The sequence below is a fragment of the Afipia massiliensis genome (genome assembly GCF_001006325.2).
Taxonomy (GTDB): Bacteria; Pseudomonadota; Alphaproteobacteria; order Rhizobiales; family Xanthobacteraceae; genus Afipia; species Afipia massiliensis_A.
The window spans coordinates 1,447,213-1,468,584 of the sequence record NZ_LBIA02000001.1 but is presented as its reverse complement, the minus strand read 5'-3'; the positions used below and the strand labels follow the sequence as shown (position 1 = coordinate 1,468,584).

At 62.4% G+C, this 21,372-nt stretch carries 20 protein-coding genes and 1 pseudogene; 11 read left to right on the top strand and 10 right to left on the bottom strand.

Annotation, left to right across the window (positions count from 1 at the left end):
* Positions 1 to 136: 136 nt before the first annotated feature.
* Complete coding sequence (locus YH63_RS06920) at positions 137 to 376, bottom strand: hypothetical protein (RefSeq protein ID WP_246658120.1); 240 nt, start codon at positions 374 to 376, stop codon at positions 137 to 139.
* Between the two features lie 209 nt (positions 377 to 585).
* Here YH63_RS06920 and YH63_RS06915 point away from each other — a divergent pair, with 209 nt between their 5' ends.
* Positions 586 to 963, top strand: a complete 378-nt coding sequence (locus YH63_RS06915; protein WP_046828234.1) for an MAPEG family protein — start codon at positions 586 to 588, stop codon at positions 961 to 963.
* A 146-nt stretch (positions 964 to 1,109) separates the two neighbouring features.
* On the opposite strand, the gene YH63_RS06910 is transcribed toward YH63_RS06915, so the two are convergent.
* From YH63_RS06910 to sdhC, 7 genes and pseudogenes are all read right to left on the bottom strand, one after another.
* Complete coding sequence (locus YH63_RS06910) at positions 1,110 to 1,499, bottom strand: VOC family protein (RefSeq protein ID WP_046828235.1); 390 nt, start codon at positions 1,497 to 1,499, stop codon at positions 1,110 to 1,112.
* A 111-nt stretch (positions 1,500 to 1,610) separates the two neighbouring features.
* Positions 1,611 to 2,426 carry an FkbM family methyltransferase gene (locus YH63_RS06905; protein WP_046829704.1) on the bottom strand — a complete coding sequence of 272 codons (816 nt, stop codon included), beginning with the start codon at positions 2,424 to 2,426 and terminating at the stop codon, positions 1,611 to 1,613.
* Positions 2,427 to 2,454: 28 nt separating this feature from the next.
* Positions 2,455 to 2,711: pseudogene (locus YH63_RS06900) on the bottom strand (adenylate/guanylate cyclase domain-containing protein); the annotation flags it as partial.
* Between the two features lie 172 nt (positions 2,712 to 2,883).
* A complete protein-coding gene (locus tag YH63_RS06895; RefSeq protein ID WP_046828236.1) occupies positions 2,884 to 3,666 on the bottom strand; it encodes a succinate dehydrogenase iron-sulfur subunit in 783 nt (260 codons plus the stop codon).
* Positions 3,667 to 3,781: 115 nt separating this feature from the next.
* Entirely contained in the window at positions 3,782 to 5,608 is a 1,827-nt protein-coding gene (sdhA, locus tag YH63_RS06890; protein ID WP_046828237.1) for a succinate dehydrogenase flavoprotein subunit, read from the bottom strand.
* Positions 5,609 to 5,611: 3 nt separating this feature from the next.
* Entirely contained in the window at positions 5,612 to 6,019 is a 408-nt protein-coding gene (gene sdhD / locus YH63_RS06885) for a succinate dehydrogenase, hydrophobic membrane anchor protein (protein ID WP_046828238.1), read from the bottom strand.
* Complete coding sequence (gene sdhC, locus YH63_RS06880) at positions 6,016 to 6,411, bottom strand: succinate dehydrogenase, cytochrome b556 subunit (protein ID WP_046828239.1); 396 nt, start codon at positions 6,409 to 6,411, stop codon at positions 6,016 to 6,018. The genes sdhD and sdhC overlap by 4 nt, the downstream gene beginning before the upstream one ends.
* 277 nt (positions 6,412 to 6,688) lie before the next feature.
* Between sdhC and YH63_RS06875 the strand changes: the two genes are divergently transcribed.
* Both YH63_RS06875 and YH63_RS06870 read left to right on the top strand, forming a co-directional pair.
* Positions 6,689 to 7,549 (top strand): sulfite exporter TauE/SafE family protein, encoded by an 861-nt coding sequence (locus YH63_RS06875; protein WP_046828240.1) that lies wholly within the window; start codon positions 6,689 to 6,691, stop codon positions 7,547 to 7,549.
* A gap of 85 nt (positions 7,550 to 7,634) precedes the next feature.
* Positions 7,635 to 7,904, top strand: a complete 270-nt coding sequence (locus YH63_RS06870) for a PepSY domain-containing protein (RefSeq protein ID WP_046828241.1) — start codon at positions 7,635 to 7,637, stop codon at positions 7,902 to 7,904.
* 45 nt (positions 7,905 to 7,949) lie between these two features.
* Here the strand turns inward: YH63_RS06870 and YH63_RS06865 are convergent, their stop codons facing one another.
* Positions 7,950 to 9,476: a malonate--CoA ligase gene (locus tag YH63_RS06865; RefSeq protein WP_046828242.1), complete on the bottom strand. Its 1,527-nt coding sequence runs from the start codon at positions 9,474 to 9,476 to the stop codon at positions 7,950 to 7,952.
* A 78-nt stretch (positions 9,477 to 9,554) separates the two neighbouring features.
* On the opposite strand from YH63_RS06865, the gene YH63_RS06860 reads away from it, so the two are divergent.
* The 7 genes from YH63_RS06860 to YH63_RS06830 all read left to right on the top strand — a co-directional run bounded on the left by YH63_RS06860 (position 9,555) and on the right by YH63_RS06830 (position 18,532).
* Complete coding sequence (locus YH63_RS06860; RefSeq protein ID WP_046828243.1) at positions 9,555 to 10,310, top strand: SDR family oxidoreductase; 756 nt, start codon at positions 9,555 to 9,557, stop codon at positions 10,308 to 10,310.
* Positions 10,311 to 10,604: 294 nt separating this feature from the next.
* Positions 10,605 to 11,201 carry a fasciclin domain-containing protein gene (locus YH63_RS06855; RefSeq protein WP_046828244.1) on the top strand — a complete coding sequence of 199 codons (597 nt, stop codon included), beginning with the start codon at positions 10,605 to 10,607 and terminating at the stop codon, positions 11,199 to 11,201.
* A 100-nt stretch (positions 11,202 to 11,301) separates the two neighbouring features.
* The gene (locus tag YH63_RS06850) at positions 11,302 to 11,610 is read left to right on the top strand and encodes a hypothetical protein (RefSeq protein WP_246658023.1); all 309 of its coding nucleotides are present in this window, start codon (positions 11,302 to 11,304) and stop codon (positions 11,608 to 11,610) included.
* A gap of 291 nt (positions 11,611 to 11,901) precedes the next feature.
* Entirely contained in the window at positions 11,902 to 12,540 is a 639-nt protein-coding gene (locus YH63_RS06845; RefSeq protein WP_046828245.1) for a cytochrome b/b6 domain-containing protein, read from the top strand.
* Positions 12,541 to 12,553: 13 nt separating this feature from the next.
* Positions 12,554 to 13,339, top strand: coding sequence for a molybdopterin-dependent oxidoreductase (locus tag YH63_RS06840; RefSeq protein WP_046828246.1), 786 nt, complete (start codon positions 12,554 to 12,556; stop codon positions 13,337 to 13,339).
* Between the two features lie 521 nt (positions 13,340 to 13,860).
* A complete protein-coding gene (locus YH63_RS06835; protein WP_046828247.1) occupies positions 13,861 to 15,075 on the top strand; it encodes an efflux RND transporter periplasmic adaptor subunit in 1,215 nt (404 codons plus the stop codon).
* A 268-nt stretch (positions 15,076 to 15,343) separates the two neighbouring features.
* Entirely contained in the window at positions 15,344 to 18,532 is a 3,189-nt protein-coding gene (locus tag YH63_RS06830; protein ID WP_046828248.1) for an efflux RND transporter permease subunit, read from the top strand.
* 156 nt (positions 18,533 to 18,688) lie between these two features.
* Here the strand turns inward: YH63_RS06830 and YH63_RS06825 are convergent, their stop codons facing one another.
* Positions 18,689 to 19,834: a YbfB/YjiJ family MFS transporter gene (locus YH63_RS06825; RefSeq protein WP_046828249.1), complete on the bottom strand. Its 1,146-nt coding sequence runs from the start codon at positions 19,832 to 19,834 to the stop codon at positions 18,689 to 18,691.
* Between the two features lie 200 nt (positions 19,835 to 20,034).
* Here YH63_RS06825 and leuB point away from each other — a divergent pair, with 200 nt between their 5' ends.
* Complete coding sequence (gene leuB, locus YH63_RS06820) at positions 20,035 to 21,147, top strand: 3-isopropylmalate dehydrogenase (RefSeq protein WP_046828250.1); 1,113 nt, start codon at positions 20,035 to 20,037, stop codon at positions 21,145 to 21,147.
* Positions 21,148 to 21,372 lie beyond the last annotated feature (225 nt).

The window sequence follows — 21,372 nt, the reverse complement described above, 5'->3', positions numbered from 1 at the left end:
CGAAGCCAAAACGGGATCAACTATTTCGCGCAACACGGCGAATCGCCGCGTCCAGAATGAATGTACGTTAAGATACGACGCGCAGAAGCGTCGCAATACTCTCATCGTGCCAAGCATAGTTGCGTTGCACCAGAACTCATTTTCGATCAGGGGTCTCGACGGGCGGCGTGCGCGGGCCGCGTCCCGGCAATTCATCGGGCGCGTTCGGGGGAAGCTCGCGCGGCGAGTCCGGCTCCACCGGATCGTGCATCGGCGGCGGCACTTCGGGCCGCGGATTGCCCGGCGGACTTTCCTGCGGCGGCTCGGTGGGATTCCCGGGCGTCGCCGGCGGTGGGATCTCCTGCGGCTCATCGGGAATTTGCGCGCGCTTCGTCACATCGAGATTCGCTGTCACATCGCGGCCTTTCGGTTTCCCGCCATCCTGATCTCCAAGAATCGGTCGGTCATCGGTCTCCAGCAGAGGCAACGAACGGAGGAAAACTATGTTCCGCTGCGAGCGGCGCGGATATCGCCGATTTCCCGATATTGACAGCGAGGCGGCAAGCCACGGAGATAGCAACAGCAGATCATGAGGGGGAATATCCGATGCCGCTCGCCTACTGGTGCGTCCTGATCGCCGCGCTGTTGCCTTATGTGCTGGGCAAATACGCCAAGCTCGGTGTCGCCAGCGACAACCGGTATCCGCGCGAGGATTACGACAACCTGCCGCCGAAAAACCGGCGGGCCTATGCCGCGCACCAGAATGCGCTCGAAACGTTTCCGTTCTTCGCGGTCGCGGTGGTGATCGCGCTCACCATGGGCGCGCCGCTTTACACGGTGAACCTGCTCGCGGTGCTCTACATCGTGCTGAGGATCGCTCACGCGCTGCTGTACATCTTCAACCAGCCGACCGCGCGCTCGCTGGTGTTTGCCGCGGCCATGGCGGTCGGTGTCGCGATCTTCGTATTGCCGGCGTTCAAGTAGAGCGGGCCAATCGGATCAAGATTCGTCTCTCCGCTCATTCCCGCGCAAGCGGGAATCCAGTTTTCAAAAAGACTGTGGATCCCCGCCTTCGCGGGGGCGAACGGGAGTGGAAATCTTGTTCAATTGATATCGTGAAACGCGCCCAATTACCCCGGCGCGTGACAGACGGCCTCGATGTTGTGGCCGTCGTGATCGAGCACAAACGCGCCGTAATAATTCGCGTGATAGTGCGGACGTATCCCCGGCGCGCCGTTGTCGCGCGCGCCTGCCGCCATCGCGGCTTTGTAGAATGCGTCGACTGCTTCGCGGGTTTTTGCAACGACCGCAACATGCAGCGGATACGCGAGCTTGCCTTCCCCGCCGATCCAGAAATCCGGCTTGCCGTTCTCGCCGAAGCCGGCCGCGGGCGCGCCGCTGGGATTAACGGCGGCGGGGACTTCCATGATCAGCTCGTAGCCGAGCGGTGCAAGCACTTTGGCGTAAAAAGTCTTCGCGCGTTCGTAGTCGGAGACCGCAAAACCCATGTGATCGATCATGCAAGACTCCTTGGCTCCGTCATTGCGAGCGGAGCGAAGCAATCCAGAGCGGCAAGAAAGAACTGGATTGCTTCGTCGCAAGAGCTCCTCGCAATGACGATGGATAATCGCTTACCTTCGCACCAGCAGCGTGTTGCTGCGGGTCTTTCCCGCGATGCCGTAGCCGAGGCCGACCATGTCCTTGATGCAGTCGTGCAGCCATGCCTTTCGTTCCAGATGCTCGATGGCGATAGCGCGCGGCCATAATGACTCCGGCGCTTCACGGAAGAACGGCGTCAGCACGCGGTCTTCATAACCCTCGACGTCGATCTTGAGCGCATCGACGCGCGTTATTCCGGCATCGCGCAGGATCGTCAGCAGCCGGTGCGCGGCCACCTTGGTGCCGCCGGTCTCTGAAATGTGGCTGGCGCCCAGATTGCCACCGTCGGTCTCGATCATCAGTTCGCCTTCAGTGTCGCCTGCCGCGGCGACCACCAGCGAAAGATTTCCCAGTTGCGAGGCGCGGGCGTTGAAGGCGAGCCGCGCGCTCGACACCGGATGCGGCTCGATGGCGATGACGCGGCCTCTCTCGCCCACATGCTTTGCCAGTGACACCGCATAGGTGCCGACGTTGGCGCCGACATCGACAAAGGTGCCGCCGCGCGGCGCGTGCTCGCGCAAAAAATCCAGCTCGGGCAGATTGTAATCGGGGTTGAACAGCGCGCCGCGCTCGGTCCCGCTGGCGAGGTGGTGCAGGCGGAACGACGCGCCCTGGTAGGTGGCGTCGATCGGGCCGGAGCCAAACAGATGAACCAACCGCGACAGCCATGGCCGGAACGCTCCGCGCTTGAGGCCGGAGCCGTGCGCGGCGGCGATCACCACACGCTGCAAGGCATTGGGAGCGTAGCTGCCGAATGGCTTTTGATTGTCGTTCATGGCGCAAGTCATCGCGCAGCAGCCGCGATGTTTCAAGGGCTCAGCGGTTGCGAGCTTGCAGATACTGCTCGAACCGGTTGGCGGGGCCTGCCCATCGGCCCTGATTTCAGGATCGAGCGTGTACAGTTCCTCCGCCCGCCCGATCCCGCGCAGCGCGTAACGCCCGGTTGAGACGAAATGTGCGCTTCCGGGCGCATTGATCCCGGCGAGAAACGCCGAGGACACCAGAAGCTCGCGCTCGACGGAGCGGCACATCGAGGCGATGCGGCTGACTTCGTTGACCGCCGGACCCACCACGATCGACGTCGACGGATTTTGATCTGAGCGACCGGCGAACCTACAGTCGTCATGCCCGGGCTTGTCCCGGGCATCTACGTCTTGCCTTCGGAAGCCCGTCAAAAACGTGGATGGCCGGGACAAGCCCGGCCATGACGAAGAGCAAATCGAATGGCACTTAACGGAAGCAACCTTAAACCTGCCGTTCGACCATCTTCAGCTTGAGGTCGGCGATGGCTTCCGACGGGTTGAGACCCTTCGGGCAGGCTTTGGCGCAGTTCATGATGGTGTGGCAGCGATAGAGCCGGAACGGATCTTCCAGATTGTCGAGCCGTTCGCCGGTGGCCTCGTCGCGCGAGTCTTTCACCCAGCGGTCGGCGGCCAGAAGTGCGGCCGGGCCGAGGAAGCGGTCAGAATTCCACCAGTAGCTCGGGCACGAGGTCGAGCAGCAGGCGCACAGGATGCACTCATAGAGACCGTCGAGCTTGGCGCGGTCTTCCGGAGACTGCTTCCATTCCTTCTGCGGCGTGGGGCTGGTGGTGTGCAGCCACGGCTCGATCGAGGCGTACTGCGCATAGAAATTTGTGAGATCTGGCACGAGATCCTTCACCACCGGCTGATGCGGCAGCGGATTGACCTTGATCGGGCCGGCCTCGACCTCGTCCATCGCGCGGGTGCAGGCCAGCGTGTTTTCGCCGTCGATGTTCATGGCGCAGGAGCCGCAGACGCCTTCGCGGCAGGAGCGGCGAAAGGTCAGCGTCGGATCGACGTTGTTCTTGATCCAGATCAGGGCGTCGAGAATCATCGGCCCGCAATCGTGGGTGTTCACATAATAGGTGTCGATGCCGGGGTTTTTGCCGTCGTCCGGATTCCAGCGATAAACCTTGAACTCGCGCAGTTCGGTCGCGCCGGCCGGCTTCGGCCATTCCTTGCCGCCAGAAATGGTGGAGTTCTTCGGCAGTGTGAATTGAACCATCGGCTTTGCCTTTGTCCGTCATCCATTTTCATTCTGTCATTGCCGGGCTTGACCCGGCAATCCATCATTTAAGGATGGATGCGCGGGTCGAGCCCGCGCATGACGATTCAATGACTCAGTAAACGCGCGCTTTCGGCGGAATGTACTGAACGTCGTTGGTCATCGTGTAGTCGTGCACCGGGCGGTAATCGATGGTCGAGTTGCCCTTGTCGTCGATCCACGACAGCGTGTGCTTCATCCAGTTCTTGTCGTCGCGATCCGCGAAATCCTCGCGGGCATGGGCGCCGCGGCTCTCGGTGCGGTTCGCCGCCGAGTCCATCGTCACCACGGCCTGAGAAATCAGGTTGTCGTATTCGAGGGTCTCGACGAGATCCGAATTCCACACCAGCGAACGGTCGGACACGCCGATGTCGCCGATGCCGCCATAAACCTTGTGGATCAGCTCCTGGCCCTCCTTCAGAACGTCGCCGGTGCGGAACACCGCGCAGTTGTTCTGCATCACCTGCTGCATGTTCTCGCGCAGCTTCGCGGTCGGCGTGCCGCCCGAGGCATGGCGGAAATGATCGAGGCGTCCGAGCGCGAGATCCGAGGAACCGGCGGGCAGGTCCGGCTGTGTGGCATTGGGGGTGAGCTTCTCGGCGCAGCGCAGCGCCGCGGCGCGGCCGAACACCACGAGATCGATCAGCGAGTTCGAGCCGAGACGGTTGGCGCCGTGCACCGACACGCAGGCGGCTTCGCCGACCGCCATCAGGCCTGGCACCACCGCGTTGTCATCGCCGTCCTTCTTGGTGACGACTTCGCCGTGGAAATTGGTCGGGATGCCGCCCATGTTGTAGTGCACGGTCGGGATCATCGGGATCGGTTCGCGGGTCACGTCGACGCCGGCGAAAATCCGCGCCGATTCCGAAATGCCCGGCAGGCGTTCGTGCAGGATCTTCGGATCGAGGTGATCGAGATGAAGGTAGATGTGATCCTTCTTCTTGCCGACGCCGCGGCCCTCGCGGATTTCGATGGTCATCGCGCGCGAAACCACGTCGCGTGATGCGAGATCCTTCGCCGACGGCGCATAGCGCTCCATGAAGCGCTCGCCTTCCGAATTGACGAGATAGCCGCCTTCGCCGCGCGCGCCTTCGGTGACAAGGCAGCCCGAGCCGTAAATGCCGGTCGGATGGAACTGGACGAACTCCATGTCCTGCAACGGCAGGCCGGCGCGCAGCGCCATGGCGCCGCCGTCGCCGGTGCAGGTGTGCGCCGAGGTGCACGAAGCATAGGCGCGGCCGTAGCCGCCGGTGGCCAAAATTGTGGTCTGGGCACGGAAGCGATGGATCGTGCCGTCGTCGAGCTTGAGCGCGATCACGCCGCGGCAGACGCCCTGATCGTCCATGATCAGGTCGATGGCGAAGAATTCGATGAAGAACTCAGCCTGATGGCGCAGCGCCTGGCCGTACATGGTGTGCAGCATGGCGTGGCCGGTACGGTCGGCGGCGGCGCAGGTGCGCTGCGCCTGGCCCTTGCCGTAGTCCATGGTCATGCCGCCGAACGGGCGCTGGTAGATCTTGCCGTCTTCCGTGCGCGAGAACGGCACGCCCCAATGTTCGAGTTCGTAGACCGCCTCCGGTGCGTTGCGCACCATGTATTCGATCGAGTCCTGATCGCCGAGCCAGTCCGACCCCTTCACGGTGTCGTACATGTGCCAGCGCCAGTCGTCCTTGTGCATGTTGCCGAGCGAGGCGGAGATGCCGCCCTGCGCCGCGACCGTGTGCGAACGTGTCGGGAAAACCTTGGTGATGCAGGCCGTGCGCAGGCCCGCTTCCGAGCAGCCGACCACCGCGCGCAGACCCGCGCCGCCGGCGCCGACGACGATCACGTCATAGGTGTGGTCTTCAATTGCGTAGGCAGCACTGCCGTTCGCGGCCGGCGCGCTCTGGCCATTCGATGCCATCAATTAAACTCCCGACGACAGTTTGATAATGGCGTAGATCGATGCGAGACCGACCGCCGCCGAAAAGAAGTTGTTCGCGATGATCGCCGCGAGCTTGGTTTTCTCGTCGGTGACGTAATCTTCCAGCACGACCTGCATGCCGATCTTCATGTGCCAGACGCTGGCGATGATGAAGAGGATCATGATGACGGCGACCAGCGGCGAGCCGAGGATCTGCGCGGCGCCGGCCTGGTTGCGGCCGAGCAGCGACATGATGATCACGATCACCGGCACGAACAGCAGCACCATCGCGACCGCAGTGACGCGTTGGCGGAAGAAGTCCGAGGTGCCTGCTTTCGCGGAACCAAGTCCGCGGACGCGGGACAGCGGCGTGCGGATCGAGGTCGATGGCTTGGCGTTGTTGGCGCTCATCGTCCGCCTCCCACAGCGAAAGCGACGACCCACACCACGATCGTCAGGGTGACGGAGCCGATCAGGGCGGCGCGGGTGAGCCATTCGCGCTCGGAGGGGCCGAAGCCGTAGCCGAGATCCCAGATGAAATGCCGGATGCCGCCGAGCATGTGGTGCAGCAGCGCCCACGTGTAGCCGAACACGATGACGCGTCCGATCCAGCTCGAGGTGAAGCCCTGGATGTTGGCGTAGGCGCCGGGGCCGGAGGCGGTGGCGATCAGCCACCACGCCATCAGCAGCGTTCCGACATAAAGGGCGATACCGGTGATGCGGTGAACGATGGACATCGCCATCGTCAGCGTCCAGCGGTAGGTCATGAAAGGTGAAAGCGGACGGTCGATCCTGGGTGCCATGCGCGACTTTAACGGTTTGCGGCAGACCGAAGCTGCCGACTTTTTATGCGGGATCGGGTTCTTAGAGGGCTTCTATTTACGGAGAAGGCGGAACGAGCGCAACGCAGAATTGACCAAGGATTGAATCCAAAACCGCTTCTTTATCCGCTGTTTAGTCCTTCTGGCATACCTGTTTTTCGTATACCACGGAACCCGCACAACACATATGAAGCGGGATTCACCGCAGGCTCTGAAAATGGATTGAAATGCTTGGGCATCCCGGCAACAAGGCCGTCGCATGATCGCCGGTCTGACCACCCCGCAACTGCTTGAACTTGTTCTGCTGCTGCTGGCGACCGGCGCGCTGGCAGGGTTTCTGGCCGGGATTTTCGGCATCGGCGGCGGCGCCGTGCTGGTGCCGGTGCTGTACGAATGTTTCCGCATCGCAGGCGTCCCGCTGGACGCACGGATGCCGCTCTGCATCGGCACGTCGCTGGCCATCATCATCCCGACCTCGATCCGCTCATGGCAGGCCCACCACAAGCGCGGCAGTGTCGACATGGACATCCTCAAGAAGTGGGCGCTGCCGGTGCTCGGCGGCGTGATTCTGGGCAGCGTGATCGCGCGCTACGCGCCGGAGAAACTGTTCAAGGTCGTGTTCGTCGGCGTGGCGTGGTCGGCCGCAGCGCGGCTGCTGCTCGGCAAGGAGAACTGGCGGCTCGGCGACGAGATGCCGAAGGGCATTTTCATGAAGGCCTACGGCTTCTGCATCGGCTTGCTCTCGACGCTGATGGGGATCGGCGGCGGGCTGTTCTCGAATCTGCTGATGACGTTCTACGGCCGCCCGATCCATCAGGCGATCGGCACGTCGGCGGGCCTCGCGGTGCTGATCTCGATCCCCGGCGCGCTCGGCTACATCTATGCGGGCTGGCCCGCGGCGCCGCGCTTCCCCGAAGTCGCGGCATTACAATTGCCGTTCGCGGTCGGGTATATCTCGCTGATCGGCGCGGCGCTGGTGATGCCCACGAGCATGCTGGTCGCGCCGCTCGGCGTGCGCGTCGCGCATTTGCTCACCAAGCGGAAACTCGAAATCGCGTTCGGGATTTATCTCGTGATCGTATCGTCGCGTTTCGTCGTGAGCCTTGCGACGGGATACTGAGGCCAGCACGCAAATCCCGCGGGATGTGGAACGGACGGCGGCTGCGACCGTTTGGATGTTATCGACGGAACAGGGAGCAATCGTCATGGCAATCAAGCTTGCACATGCCGCATTTGCCGCGGCGCTTACCGTTCTCGGCGCCAGCGTGGCGGTGGCGAGGGATCAGCCCGGACCCGACTGGATCACCAAGGACCAGGCCATGCAGAAGCTGACGGCCGCCGGCTACACCAATGTCACCGGCCTCAAGGCGGATGACGGGCGCTGGGAAGGCAAGGGCGTCAAGAACGGGAAGATCATGGAGTTTCATCTCGATCCCCGCACCGGCGCGGTGCTCAAGGAAAAGATCGACGACTAGAGGTGCGCCGCCGCTTCAACCGTTGTTACGAGCGAAGCGACGCCGCTATTTTTTGTAGAGCGCCGCATAGGTGTCGCGCAGCACATTCTTCTGCACCTTGCCCATGGTGTTGCGCGGCAGATCGTCGACGAAGATCACGCGCTTGGGCATCTTGAATTTCGCCAGCCGCCCGTCGAGCGCGTTGAGCACGGCGGCTTCATCGAGCGCGATCTTCTTGTCGCCGACCACAACCGCCGTGACGCCTTCGCCGAAGTCCGCATGCGGTACGCCGATCACCGCCGACTCGGTGACGCCGGGAATGGCGTCGATCTCGTTTTCCACTTCCTTCGGATAGACGTTGAAGCCGCCGGAGATCACCAGATCCTTGCCGCGACCGATGATGTGGACGTAGCCGCGATCATCGATCTTGCCGAGGTCGCCGGTGATGAAGAATCCGTCGGCGCGGAATTCGGCGGCGGTCTTCTCGGGCATCCGCCAATAGCCCTTGAACACGTTCGGCCCCTTGACCTCGATCATGCCGATCTCGTCGCGCGCGAATTCCTTTCCGGTGTCGGGATCGGTGACGCGCACAGAGACGCCCGGCAGCGGAAAGCCCACAGCGCCCGGCACGCGGTCGCCGTCGTAAGGATTCGAGGTGTTCATGTTGGTTTCGGTCATGCCATAGCGCTCGAGCACCGCATGCCCCGTGCGCGCCGACCATTCGCGGTGGGTTTCGGCCAAGAGCGGCGCGGACCCTGAAATGAACAGCCGCATGTGCGACGTGGACGCTTTGGTCAGGTTCGGGCTTTGCAGCAGACGCGTGTAGAATGTCGGCACGCCCATCAGCACGGTGGCGCGCGCCATGAGCTTGATAATCAGTTCGGGATCGAGCTTCGGCAGGAAGATCATCGACGCGCGCGCGAACAGCGTGACGTTGCTCGCCACGAACAGCCCATGCGTATGATAGATCGGCAGCGCGTGGATCAGCACGTCGTCTTTTGTGAAGCGCCAGTAATCGACGAGGCTGTGTGAGTTCGATGCCAGATTGTCGTGGGTCAGCATCGCGCCCTTGGAGCGGCCGGTGGTGCCCGAGGTGTAGAGAATGGCGGCGAGATCGTCGTTTGCGCGCGCGACCGTGGCAAAATCGGACGAAGCCTTCGCCGCGCCGTCGCTTAGCGATCCGCTGCCGTCGGCATCGAGCGTGTCGACCTTCGCGCTGGATGTGGCGGCGAGTGTGCGAATGCCGTCGACCTTCGCCGGATCGCACACGATCAGCGACGGCTCGGCGTCGCCGATGAAATATTCCAGTTCGTTCAGCGTGTAGGCGGTGTTGAGCGGCAGGTACACCGCGCCCGCGCGGACCGTTGCCAGATACAGCACCAGCGCCTCAACCGATTTTTCCGTTTGCGCTGCAACACGGTCGCCCGGCTTGACCCCGCGCGATACGATGAAATTCGCCACGCGTCCCGACTGCGCGATCAAATCAGCATAGCTGATGCGCGCGCCATCGGCGGTCTCGATGGCAAGCCGGCTTGTGTCGGCAAGCCCGTCGAACAGGCGAGAAAACAGGTTGGCGTTCGCGGCGACGTTCATGCAACATTCCATCGAGATCGGATTTTTCCGATTTTGAGTACACCAAAACTATTACTCGCAGCAACGGAGACAACCGGCATGAGCAATAACAAGAAACGTGTGGCCTGGATCACAGGCGGGGGAAGCGGCATCGGCCTTGCCGGGGCGCAGGAGCTGGCCAAAGAGGGATGGACCGTGGTGATCTCCGGGCGCCGCAAGGATGTGCTCGATGAGGCGGTGGCGAGCATCGCCAAATCCGGCGGCAAGGTCGAGGCGATCGCGCTCGATGTCAGCAGCGCTGCGGATGCCGAGAAGGTGGCGAAGGAGATCGTCGCCAAACACGGCCGCATCGATCTTCTGGTCAACAGCGCCGGCGTCAACGTGCCGAAGCGGAGCTGGGACGACATCACCACCGAAGGCTGGGACAAGCTGGTCGATATCAATCTCAGCGGCGTGATGTACTGCATGCGCGCGGTGCTGCCCGCGATGCGTGCGCAGAAGGACGGCGTGATCATCAATGTTGCCTCATGGGCGGGGCGTCACGTCTCGAAAATGACCGGGCCTGCCTACACCACCACCAAGCACGCGGTGCTGGCGCTGACCCATTCGTTCAACATGGATGAATTCAAGAACGGCCTGCGCGCGTGCTGTCTGTCTCCGGGCGAGGTCGCGACGCCGATCCTGAAGCTGCGTCCGGTGCCGCCTTCGAAAGAAGACATGGCGAAGATGCTGCAGCCGGAAGATCTCGGCCGCACCATCGCGTTCGTCGCCAGCATGCCGCCGCATGCGTGTATCAACGAGATCCTGATCTCGCCGACGCACAACCGCAGCTTTGTGAATCCGACGCTGTTGTAACTTTCTTGCCGTCATTGCGAGCGAAGCGAAGCAATCCAGTGCTACAGAAAAGAACTGGATTGCTTCGTCGCAAATGCTCCTCGCAATGACGCGATGAGTTCCCGATGCCAAGGTCGCGCCACGGGTGGAACCCGATAAAGTTTCAAAATCCCGAAAATTTATTTCCTGAAACGCCCCGCAATCGCTCCCGTAACTCGGACAACGACGGCGCAGTCGATCCTCCATGAGACCAGCGCTGCCGCCAACGCCCGGCGAATGTCCGCCGGGCCTGTCAATTCATCGGGAGACGTAACCATGTCGAATACCACTTCAACGCGTATCGCTCTGTTGTCCGCCGCTGCGATCGGCGCGCTGGCTCTGACGGCCTCCATCACCGTGCCGGTTCAGGCGCAGGACAAGATGGGCAAAAGCGAAATGTCCGGCGAGAAGACCGTGATGGTCGGCGGCGCCGCCATGTTCCCCTCGAAGAACATCGTTCAGAACGCGGTCAACTCCAAGGATCACACCACACTGGTCGCCGCGGTGAAGGCTGCGGGTCTGGTCGATACGCTGTCGAGCAAGGGCCCGTTCACCGTGTTCGCGCCGACCAACGCCGCATTCGGCAAGCTGCCGGCCGGCACCGTCGACACGCTGGTGAAGCCCGAGAGTAAGGCGACGCTGACCAAGATCCTCACCTACCACGTGGTGCCCGGCAAACTGAGCGCCGCCGATCTGACCGACGGCAAGAAGCTGACCACAGTGGAAGGCGAAGCCCTCACCGTGAAGCTCGACGGCAAGAAGGTCTGGCTGATCGATGCCAAGGGCGGCAAATCGGCCGTCACCATCGCCGACGTCAACCAGTCGAACGGCGTGATCCATGTTGTCGACACCGTGCTGATGCCGGCGTCGTAAGGCTGACGATACGCTTCTGCCCTCTCCCCAGCGAAAGGGCGTTCACGCCCGTCTTCGACGTGCTATGCGGGGAGAGGGAGCGCATCGCAGCAAGCTCCGCGTGGCAACCGTAGTTCTTTTGAGCTATGGAACAGGCGTCATCGCCGTCGCGTTGACGTACATGAGCGAACAGCTTGAGGTTCTTGGTGAGATCCTCGCGCGATTGATCCGGGACAAGGAAAAATTTGAGAAGCTACTGGAGAATCCGGTTGATGCTCATTCGGACGAGTGCGCCCGTCAGGCGCTCGCCGGGACCGAGTTGCTGATCGGCGATGTGAATCGTCAAATTGAAAAAGTGACGGCAGCTGAACTCGAGGCTGCGTCCGACAGTGAACCCCAACTGGCTACCTGGTTCCGCATCATCGAATAGACTGAACGCCGCTGGAATGATCGATGGCAGGAAGCTGAAGATCATCGAAGGCGAGGAGGCGACAGTTTCCCGCTCGTCATTGCGAGGAGCGCAGCGACGAAGCAATCCAGTTTTTGCTGGATATGCCAAGACTGGATTGCTTCGCTTCGCTCGCAATGACGATGGGGCAATTTCTCGCGCAACACCAATGGGCCAGTTCGTACTCTTCACGGTTATGTTATGGCAGTACGGTGTAACGGGACTAAACTGCATCCGTATGGTGTTTGTGACATCGTGAAACCGGAAACGCTCATGTCCAGCATCTCCGCCGATCATTCGTCGGCAACGGCTCCGGCCGCAACAACAAACAGGATCATCCAGCCTGCCTGGGTTCGGATCGTGCACTGGATCAACGCGGTGGCGATGATCCTGATGATCATGTCCGGCTGGCAGATCTACAACGCCTCGCCGCTGTTCAGTTTCACCTTCTCGCGCTCGATCACGCTGGGCGGCTGGCTCGGCGGCGCGCTGATGTGGCATTTCGCGGCGATGTGGCTGCTGATGGTCAACGGCCTGGTCTATCTGACGCTGGGCCTGGTCACCGGGCGCTTCCGCAAGAAGCTGCTGCCGATCACGGTCGATGGCGTTGTCGGCGACACCAAGGCCGCGCTGACCGGCAAGCTGTCGCACGCCGATCTTTCCACTTACAACTATGTGCAGAAGCTGCTGTACGCCGGCATCATCGTGGTCGGCATCCTGATCGTGCTGTCGGGGCTGGCGATCTGGAAGCCGGTGCAGTTGCAATGGCTGACCGCGGTGTTCGGCGGCTACGAGGCAGCGCGTTACGTTCACTTCTTCTGCATGGCGGCGATTGTCGGATTCACGGTGATCCACGTCGTGTTGGCGCTGCTGGTGCCGAAAAGCCTGCGCGCCATGATTATTGGCCGTTGAGGGAGAACTCATCATGGGCCGCATTCGCAGACTTTTCATTCCCGGCGTCGACAAGCAGTTGCTGGTCAGGGACGCGACAAAGCTGATGCCCGAGCTGTCGCGCCGCCGCTTCATCGCCGGCGGCGCCAGCCTCGGCGCGCTGACACTGCTCACCGGCTGCGACGTCACCGACAGCTTCTCGGCTGAATCGATGCTGACGCAGATCTCGAAATTCAACGACGCGGTGCAGGCCGCGATGTTCAATCCGAACACGCTGGCGCCGACCTTTCCGGAAAGCGCGATCACGCGGCCGTTTCCGTTCAACGGCTACTACGCGCTGGAGGACGCGCCCGATATCGACGGCAAGGACTGGAAGCTCGAGGTGCGCGGTCTGGTCGAGAACAAGAAGTCCTGGACGCTCGATGAGCTTTACAAGCTGCCGCAGGAAAACCAGATCACCCGCCACATCTGCGTCGAGGGCTGGAGCGCGATCGGAAGTTGGACAGGGGTGCGGCTCAGTCACTTCCTGCAACTGGTCGGCGCGGACACGAAGGCAAAGTACGTCTGGTTCAATTGCGCCGACGTGGACGGCTACAATTCACCTCTGGATATGCCGAGCGCGCTGCATCCGCAGACCCAGATGACGTTCAGGTTCGACAACCAAATTCTGCCGCGTGCCTACGGCTACCCGATGAAGATCCGGGTGCCGACCAAGCTCGGGTTCAAGAACCCGAAATACGTGGTCTCGCTGGAGGTCACCAACGACTACAAGGGCGGCTACTGGGAAGACCAGGGCTACAATTCGTTCAGCGGCAGCTAGGAGTTCCCTTCACCTCTCCCCGTTTACGGGGAGAGGTCGGATTGCGCAGCAATCCGGGTGAGGGGCGTCGATCGTCGTATGGAAGTTTGCCCCTCGCCCAACCCTCTCCCCGCAAGCGGGAGAGGGAGCAAAGGGCCGTCCCGGCCCCTTAAAGCCCCTCTGCGATAGGCTTTTCGCGATCCGCTAGCCCAAGCGCATCCTGACCCATGCGCAAAACGCGGGCGTGATTCGATGTTGCCGCCAAAACAGGCATTTGCCGTACCTGCATACTATTGCCTCAAAAGCAGTCGCACCTTCACATGTTGCTGACGTAATTGTGAGCAATCTTAATGCGAATTAACTCCTTAAAAAACAATCAGTTAAGTGAACCGCGACATCGGGTCGCCGTGTGATGTTGTTGCAATGCACACCGGCACGATTCATGCTGAGACCTATCAGCAAGGATCGTGAATCAGGTCGCGTGCAGGGGTTGTTCCCGGCCGTTCCGGGTTTCGGCCATGCGAAAATAAGAAGGATACGAAATGCCAGCGCGTCCCAACGGGATTACGTCACTCGCCCTGCTTTTTGGGGCTGCAGTCCTCCTCTCCGGCTGTAACGACCAAAGCGTCGCGTCCTCCCAGCCTCCCGAGCCGCCCGAAGTCAGCATCGTCACCGTCAAGTCCGCGCCGCAGGCCATCTTCCGGGAACTTCCCGGGCGCATCGCGCCGCTGCGGGTTGCCGACGTCCGCCCGCGGGTGTCGGGCATCATTGTCGAGCGCCTGTTCGAGCAGGGCAGTGAAGTGAAGGCTGGCGATCCGCTGTACCAGATCGATCCGAAACCTTTTGAAGTCGAATTGCAGGCGGCGGAAGCCGCGCTCGCCAAGGCCGAAGCCGCGATGCAGCAGGCCGCGCAGCATGCCAGCCGCATCGAAACCCTGACCAAGAGCCATACGGCCTCGCAGGCCTCCAACGAGGTCGCGATAGCGACGCTGGCGCAGGCCAAGGCTGAAGTCGCCGCCCGCACCGCCGACGTGTCGCGCGCGCGGCTCAACCTCGGCTACGCCACGATCCGCGCGCCGATCAGCGGCATCATCGGTGCAGCCCTGCTCAGCGAGGGCGTTCTGGTCGTGCAGAACGAAGCCAATGCGCTGGCGACAATCCAGCAGCTCAATTCGGTTTACGCCGACTTCACCCAGTCGGTGAACGACCTCAACCGGCTGCGCCGCGATTTCGAGCGCGGCGATCTCGACCGCGTTTCGGAAGACGCCGTCAAGGTGCGCCTCGTGCTCGACGACAACACGCCGTTCCCGCTGGCGGGCAAGCTGCTGTTCTCCGACACCAAGGTCGATGCCGGCACCGGACAGGTCACGCTGCGCGGCGAGTTCAAGAATCCGAGCCGCGAACTTCTGCCCGGCATGTTCGTCCGGGTCATGATCGAGCAGGGCCGTGACCCCGACGCCATCGTGGTGCCGCCGCAGGCGATCCAGCGCAATTCGTCCGGCGCCAGCGAAGTCTTTCTGGTGAAGGACGACAACCGCGTCGTCGCGCAGCCGGTTCGCACCGGTGGCCTTGTCGACGGGCAGTGGCTGATCACCGAAGGACTGAAGCCCGGCCAGCGCGTGGTGGTCGAAGGCTTCCAGAAGTTCGCCGTCGGCGATGCCGTCAAGGCCAGCAACTGGCGTGTGTCCGAACAGACCGGCCAGCCGCTCGACAAGTCGGCGGCCGCAAGCGTTCCTGCTCCGTCGCAGGTGCGCTGATCGCGATTTGAGAAAAGATAGCTGCGCTCGCACGCGTCATTGCGAGCGCAGCGGGTCCAGCTTTGCTGGATGACAGTTTGGTCGCAGCGCGGCCTGCTTGTGGGAATGCATCTTCCGCTCATCCCCGCGCAAGCGGGGATCCAGTTTCTTTCTTTGTCCTGGGTCCCCGCCTTCGCGGGGACGAACGGAAATGAAATTTCCCGCCGAAAAAACTGATGGGCGGGTGTGACGCCCTTTTTGAACTGCTTCGGACTCTAGAGGACCACCCATGCCCGCCTTTTTTATCGACCGCCCGATTTTCGCTTGGGTGGTTGCGCTCTTCATTTGTCTGATCGGTCTGATCTCGATTCCGTACCTGGCGATCGCGCAATACCCGATCATCGCGCCGCCCTCGATCTCGATCTCGACCAGCTATCCGGGTTCGTCACCGGAAGAGCTGTACAACTCGACCACGCGGCTGATCGAGGAAGAGCTGAACGGCGCCTCCGGCATTCTCAATTTCGAATCCACCAGCGATTCGCTCGGACAGGTGGAAATCATCGCCAACTTCGTTCCGGGCACCGATTCCAATCTCGCTTCCGTCGAAGTGCAGAACCGAATCAAGCGCGTCGAGGCGCGTTTGCCGCGCGCCGTGATCCAGCAGGGCATTCTGGTGGAGGAAGCCTCCAGCGCGGTGCTGCAGATCATCACCCTGCAATCTACCGACGGCAGCCTCGATGAAGTCGGCCTCGGCGACTTCATGATCCGCAACGTGCTAGGCGAAGTCCGCCGCATTCCCGGCGTCGGCCGCGCCACGCTGTATTCGACCGAGCGCTCGCTGCGCATCTGGGTCGATCCGGTCAAGCTGGTCGGCTACAACCTCACCGCCGATGACGTCACCAAGGCTATTCAAGCGCAGAACGCGCAGGTCGCGTCCGGCAGCGTCGGCTCGGAACCGAGCCGCAAGGACCAGTCAATCTCGGCGCTGATCCTGGTCAAGGGACAGCTCGGCTCGGCCGATGAGTTCGGCGCCATCGTGCTGCGCGCCAATCCGGACGGCTCGACGGTACGTCTGCGCGACGTCGCGCGCATCGAAATCGGCGGCATGGGCTATCAGTTCACCACGCGCCTGAACGGCAAGCCGAGCGCCGGCCTGTCGGTGCTGCTGTCGCCGACCGGCAACGCGCTCGCGACCGCAAGCGCGGTCGAAGCCAAGATGAAGGACCTGTCGAAGTATTTCCCGGCCAACATCAGCTACGATATTCCCTACAACATCACGCCGGTGGTCGAAGCGTCGATCTCGAAGGTGGTGACGACGCTGATCGAGGCGGTCGTCCTCGTCTTCATCGTGATGTTCCTGTTCCTGCAGAATTTCCGCTACACGCTGATCCCGACCATTGTTGTGCCGATCGCGCTGCTCGGCACCTGCGCGACGCTCTATCTGTTCGGCTATTCGATCAACATGCTGACCATGTTCGGCATGGTGCTGGCGATCGGCATTCTGGTCGACGACGCCATCGTGGTGGTCGAGAACGTCGAACGTATCATGTCGGAGGAGGGACTCTCTCCAAAGGAAGCCACCCGCAAGGCGATGACGCAGATCACCAGCGCCATTATCGGCATCACCCTGGTGCTGATCGCGGTGTTCGTGCCGATGGCGTTCTTCCCGGGCTCGGTCGGCATCATCTATCGCCAGTTCTCGGTGACCATCGTCGCCGCGATTTCCTTCTCGGCGCTGATGGCGCTGTCGCTGACCCCGGCTTTGTGCGCGACATTGCTCAAGCCGGTGAAGGCGGGACATGCCCATGCCAAGACCGGTGTGTTCGGCTGGTTCAACAACCGGCTCGACGGGGCGAAGGACGGCTACGGCCGTGTCGTCGGCTGGTCGATCCAGCGCACCGGACGGTTGCTGATTCTTTACGCGGTGTTGCTCGGCGGTCTTGTGCTCGGCTTCTCAAAATTGCCCGGCGGCTTCCTGCCGGTGGACGATCAGGGCTTCATCACGGTGGACGTGCAGACGCCGCCGGAATCGTCGTTCAACCGCACCCAGGCCGCGGTGGAGAAGGTCGAGCAGTTCCTGAAAAACCGTTCGGGCGTCGATGAAGTGACGTTCCTCACCGGCTTCAGCTTCTTAGGGCAGGGCCAGAACACGGCGCAGGCCTTCGTGACGCTGAAGGACTGGTCCGAGCGTGGACCGAACGATTCCGCCGCGGCCATCGTCGCGGACATCAACAACTCGCTGAAGTCGATCAAGGACGCCAAGGTCTCGGCGTTGCAGCCGCCGCCGATCGACAACCTCGGCAACTCGTCGGGCTTCTCCTTCCGGCTTCAGGATCGCGGCCAGAAGGGTTACGCCGCGCTGATGAAGGCGAAGGACGATCTGCTGGCGCAGGCCAGGCAAAGCCGCGTGCTGCAGAATGTCTACGCGGAAGGTCTGCCCGAAGCGCCGCAGGTGCAGCTCATCATCGACCGCGAACAGGCGGCCGCGCAGGGCGTCACCTTCGCCGACATCAACAGCACGATCTCGACCAATCTCGGCTCGGCCTATGTCAACGACTTCCCGAACCGGGGCCGCATGCAGCGCGTGATCGTGCAGGCCGACAGCATCGGCCGTATGAACGCGCAGGACATCCTGTCCTACAACGTCAAGAACAGCCGCGGCAATCTGGTGCCGCTGTCGTCGTTCGCGGCCATCAAGTGGACCGTCGGCCCGACCCAGATCGTCGGCTTCAACTACTATCCGTCGGTGCGTATCTCCGGCGAGGCGAAGCCCGGCTTCACCTCCGGCGACGCGATTGCGGAAATGGAGCGCTTGACCGCGCAGCTGCCGCGCGGCTTCGGCTTCGAGTGGACCGGACAATCGTTGCAGGAAAAGCTGTCGGGCTCGCAGGCGCCGTTCCTGCTCGCGCTCTCGGCGCTAATCGTGTTCCTGTGTCTCGCCGCGCTCTATGAAAGCTGGACCATTCCGCTCGCGGTGCTGATGACGGTGCCGCTCGGCATTCTGGGCGCGATGGTTGCGGCGATGTCGCGCAGCCTGTCGAACGACGTCTATTTCACCGTCGCGCTGATCACGATCATTGGCCTCGCGGCAAAGGACGCGATTCTGATCATCGAGTTCGCCAAGGATCTGCGCGCGAAAGGCACACCGCTGATGCAGGCGACGATGGAGGCTTGCCACCTGCGCTTCCGGCCGATTCTGATGACGGGTCTGGCGTTCGTCTGCGGCGTGCTGCCGATGGTGATCGCCTCCGGCGCCGGCGCCAGAAGCCAGCAGGCGCTCGGCACCACGGTGATGGGCGGCATGATTGCGGTCGTCGTTCTGGCGCTGCTGTTCGTGCCGGTGTTCTTCGTCGCGGTGACCAAGTTCTTCTCGGAGAACGAGCGCGACGGCGAGGTCACGCCCGAGAAGGGATCGAAGCTGGACCGGCTGCGCGGCATGTTCCGCCGCTCGCGCCCGGCTCAGTCGTCGGCGTCGTAACGCGCTACTAAAGGGAAGTGCACTCTCCCCGCTCATCCCCGCGAAAGCGGGGATCCAGTTCTTTGCTCTGGGTCCCCGCTTGCGCGGGGACGAACGGAAACTTAATCCAGCGCATGTGGATTGCTTCGTCGCAATCGCTCCTCGCAATGACGGGCGCTACCCCTTCAGCGGCCTTTGAAACGCGCACAACACCGCGCCCAGCGCCAGCGCGGCCGTCGAGATCGTCAGCGCGTAGGACAGGCTCCCCATCGCGTCGGTGATCGCGCCGGTGACGAACGGGCCGAGCGTCTGGCCGATGCCGAAGGTGATGGTCAGGACGCCGATCGCTTTCGGCCACGCCTCCGGCGGATAGTTGAGGCGCGCAAACACGGTGGTGGCGGCCACCACCGGAAAGAACGACAGGCCGAACACAAACGCCGACGCTGCCAGCAGCATCGGCGACGTACCGAGCAGCGCGATGAACGTGCCCACGCACGTGACGGCGATCATGATCGCCGTCGTCATGCCGCTTTCGCCGCGCGCCATCAGCCCGCGCCACAGCCATGGTCCCACGAACGACATCAGTCCGATCAGGCACCAGAAACCGCTCTGCGCCACGGCGTCTCCGCCGCCGTCGCGCACATAGGCGATCATGAAGGTCATGTAGGCGATGTAACCCGCGCCGAACAGGAAATAGCCGGCGAGATAAAACGCGATCGGGCGCAGCGGGACCGATGATGTTGCGGTTGATGTTTCGGTTGCGGGAACGTCGACGGGATTCAGCAGCAGCGGAATCATCATCAGGGCCGTCAGCACTGTCAGCACCGTCCACACGATCCACCACGAGCCGGGGCCGAAATACTGCAGCAGGAACGGCGCGGCCAGTCCCGAGACGATAAGGCCGGTGCCTGGGCCGGTGTAGAACAGGCTGAGCAGCAGCGCCGATTTCTCAGGCCGCGATTGCGCGATGGTCGCCGCCAGCGTGCCGCCGCCGACGAATGTTGCCGCAGCCCCGAGGCCCGAGAGCAGGCGGCCGAAACTGAAAAGAATCACGTTGCCCGACAGCGCGCAGATTCCGAGAGAGATGACGCAGGCGAGTGCGCCGATCCATGTCGCGCGGAACAGGCCGACGCGGCGAATGAAGGATGCTGCGCCGAGCGCGCCCGCGAGATAGCCGATGGCGTTGACCGTGTTCATGAAGCCCGCGGTCGAATACGACCAGCCGAGCGAGTCGCGCATATCGGGCAATACCAGCGAATAGGCGAAGCGGCCGATGCCGAGCCCGATGGCGGCGGCCAGCGAGATGATCAGGATCATGCGCATCGGATGCGCGAACGGTGGGGCAGACGTGGGGAATGTCTCGGGGGATGTCACGGGCAGCTCCGGCAGGGGCGCCACCTTGGCAGTTTCGGCGGTATTTGACCAATCGCGATGCGGCAATGGTGTCTTGCCAATTCTGCAAGGGCGTTTTAGCAAGTCCGCGCACCACGCGCAGATAGTCAACAATTCAAGGCATATCGATCATGGCATCGCACAAGCTCCTGCTTCTTCCCGGCGACGGTATCGGCACCGAAGTGATGGCGGAGGTGACGCGCGTCATCGACTGGCTCGGCAAGCGCGGCATTGCCAAATTCGAGACCGAAACGGGTCTGGTCGGCGGATCGAGCTACGACGCCGACAAGGTCGCGATCACCGACGCCACCATGGCGCGGGCGCAGGCTGCGGACGCCGTGATCTTCGGCGCGGTCGGCGGACCGAAGTGGGCGGACGTTCCTTACGAAGCGCGGCCTGAAGCGGGCCTGTTGCGGTTGCGCAAGGACATGGCGCTGTTCGCAAATCTTCGCCCGGCGATCTGCTATCCGGCGCTGGCGGAAGCTTCCAGCCTCCGGAAGGAAGTTGTCGAAGGCCTCGACATCATGATCGTGCGCGAGCTGACCGGCGGCGTGTACTTCGGCGAACCGAAGACCATCACCGACCTCGGCAACGGCCAGAAGCGCGCTGTCGACACGCAGGTCTACGACACCTACGAGATCGAGCGCATCTCGCGCGTCGCTTTCGACCTCGCACGCAAGCGCCGCAACAAGATGACGTCGATGGAAAAGCACAACGTCATGAAGAGCGGCGTGCTCTGGAAGGAAGTCGTCACGCAGGTGCATGCGCGCGAATACAAGGACGTCGAGCTAGAGCATCAGCTCGCCGACGCCGGCGGCATGCAGCTCGTGCGCTGGCCGAAGCAGTTCGACGTCATCGTCACCGACAACCTGTTCGGCGACATGCTCTCGGATATTGCTGCGATGCTGACCGGTTCGCTCGGCATGCTGCCGTCGGCTTCACTGGGCGAGACCGATCCGAAGACCAAGAAGCGCAAGGCGCTGTACGAGCCGGTGCACGGTTCGGCGCCGGACATCGCCGGCAAGGGCATGGCCAATCCGATCGCGATGATCGCATCTTTCGTGATGGCGCTGCGTTATTCCTTCGATCTTCAGAAGGAAGCCGACATGATCGACGCGGCGATCGCCGCGACGCTGGCCAAGGGCCTTCGCACCGCCGACATCAAGTCGGATGGCGCAAAAATCATCTCGACGTCGCAGATGGGCGAGGCGATTGTCGCGGAGCTGGATGCGCTGGCGGGCTGAGGCCTGAGATCCATGTCTATTGAGCCGGGATACTATCCCCGCTCGTCCCCGCGAAAGCGGGGACCCATATTTTCCAGAGCTGGATTCCCGCTTACGCGGGAATGAGCGGAGAAAGCGTGGTTCAAGTCAGCGATCAGAACCGGAAAAATGTTGCGACACCGTTTCGCCCTTTGCAGCGAAGTTCGTCACCGTTCCGCCCTATGCAATTCGCCATAAAAAATGCCC

Excerpts from the sequence above, each read along its gene's own strand:
- YH63_RS06915 (WP_046828234.1), top strand. The coding sequence starts at position 586 with ATGCCGCTCGCCTACTGGTGCGTCCTGATCGCCGCGCTGTTGCCTTAT.
- YH63_RS06910 (WP_046828235.1), bottom strand. The coding sequence starts at position 1,499 with ATGATCGATCACATGGGTTTTGCGGTCTCCGACTACGAACGCGCGAAG.
- YH63_RS06905 (WP_046829704.1), bottom strand. The coding sequence starts at position 2,426 with ATGACTTGCGCCATGAACGACAATCAAAAGCCATTCGGCAGCTACGCT.
- YH63_RS06895 (WP_046828236.1), bottom strand. The coding sequence starts at position 3,666 with ATGGTTCAATTCACACTGCCGAAGAACTCCACCATTTCTGGCGGCAAG.
- sdhA (WP_046828237.1), bottom strand. The coding sequence starts at position 5,608 with ATGGCATCGAATGGCCAGAGCGCGCCGGCCGCGAACGGCAGTGCTGCC.
- sdhD (WP_046828238.1), bottom strand. The coding sequence starts at position 6,019 with ATGAGCGCCAACAACGCCAAGCCATCGACCTCGATCCGCACGCCGCTG.
- sdhC (WP_046828239.1), bottom strand. The coding sequence starts at position 6,411 with ATGGCACCCAGGATCGACCGTCCGCTTTCACCTTTCATGACCTACCGC.
- YH63_RS06875 (WP_046828240.1), top strand. The coding sequence starts at position 6,689 with ATGATCGCCGGTCTGACCACCCCGCAACTGCTTGAACTTGTTCTGCTG.
- YH63_RS06870 (WP_046828241.1), top strand. The coding sequence starts at position 7,635 with ATGGCAATCAAGCTTGCACATGCCGCATTTGCCGCGGCGCTTACCGTT.
- YH63_RS06865 (WP_046828242.1), bottom strand. The coding sequence starts at position 9,476 with ATGAACGTCGCCGCGAACGCCAACCTGTTTTCTCGCCTGTTCGACGGG.
- YH63_RS06860 (WP_046828243.1), top strand. The coding sequence starts at position 9,555 with ATGAGCAATAACAAGAAACGTGTGGCCTGGATCACAGGCGGGGGAAGC.
- YH63_RS06855 (WP_046828244.1), top strand. The coding sequence starts at position 10,605 with ATGTCGAATACCACTTCAACGCGTATCGCTCTGTTGTCCGCCGCTGCG.
- YH63_RS06845 (WP_046828245.1), top strand. The coding sequence starts at position 11,902 with ATGTCCAGCATCTCCGCCGATCATTCGTCGGCAACGGCTCCGGCCGCA.
- YH63_RS06840 (WP_046828246.1), top strand. The coding sequence starts at position 12,554 with ATGGGCCGCATTCGCAGACTTTTCATTCCCGGCGTCGACAAGCAGTTG.
- YH63_RS06835 (WP_046828247.1), top strand. The coding sequence starts at position 13,861 with ATGCCAGCGCGTCCCAACGGGATTACGTCACTCGCCCTGCTTTTTGGG.
- YH63_RS06830 (WP_046828248.1), top strand. The coding sequence starts at position 15,344 with ATGCCCGCCTTTTTTATCGACCGCCCGATTTTCGCTTGGGTGGTTGCG.
- YH63_RS06825 (WP_046828249.1), bottom strand. The coding sequence starts at position 19,834 with ATGCGCATGATCCTGATCATCTCGCTGGCCGCCGCCATCGGGCTCGGC.
- leuB (WP_046828250.1), top strand. The coding sequence starts at position 20,035 with ATGGCATCGCACAAGCTCCTGCTTCTTCCCGGCGACGGTATCGGCACC.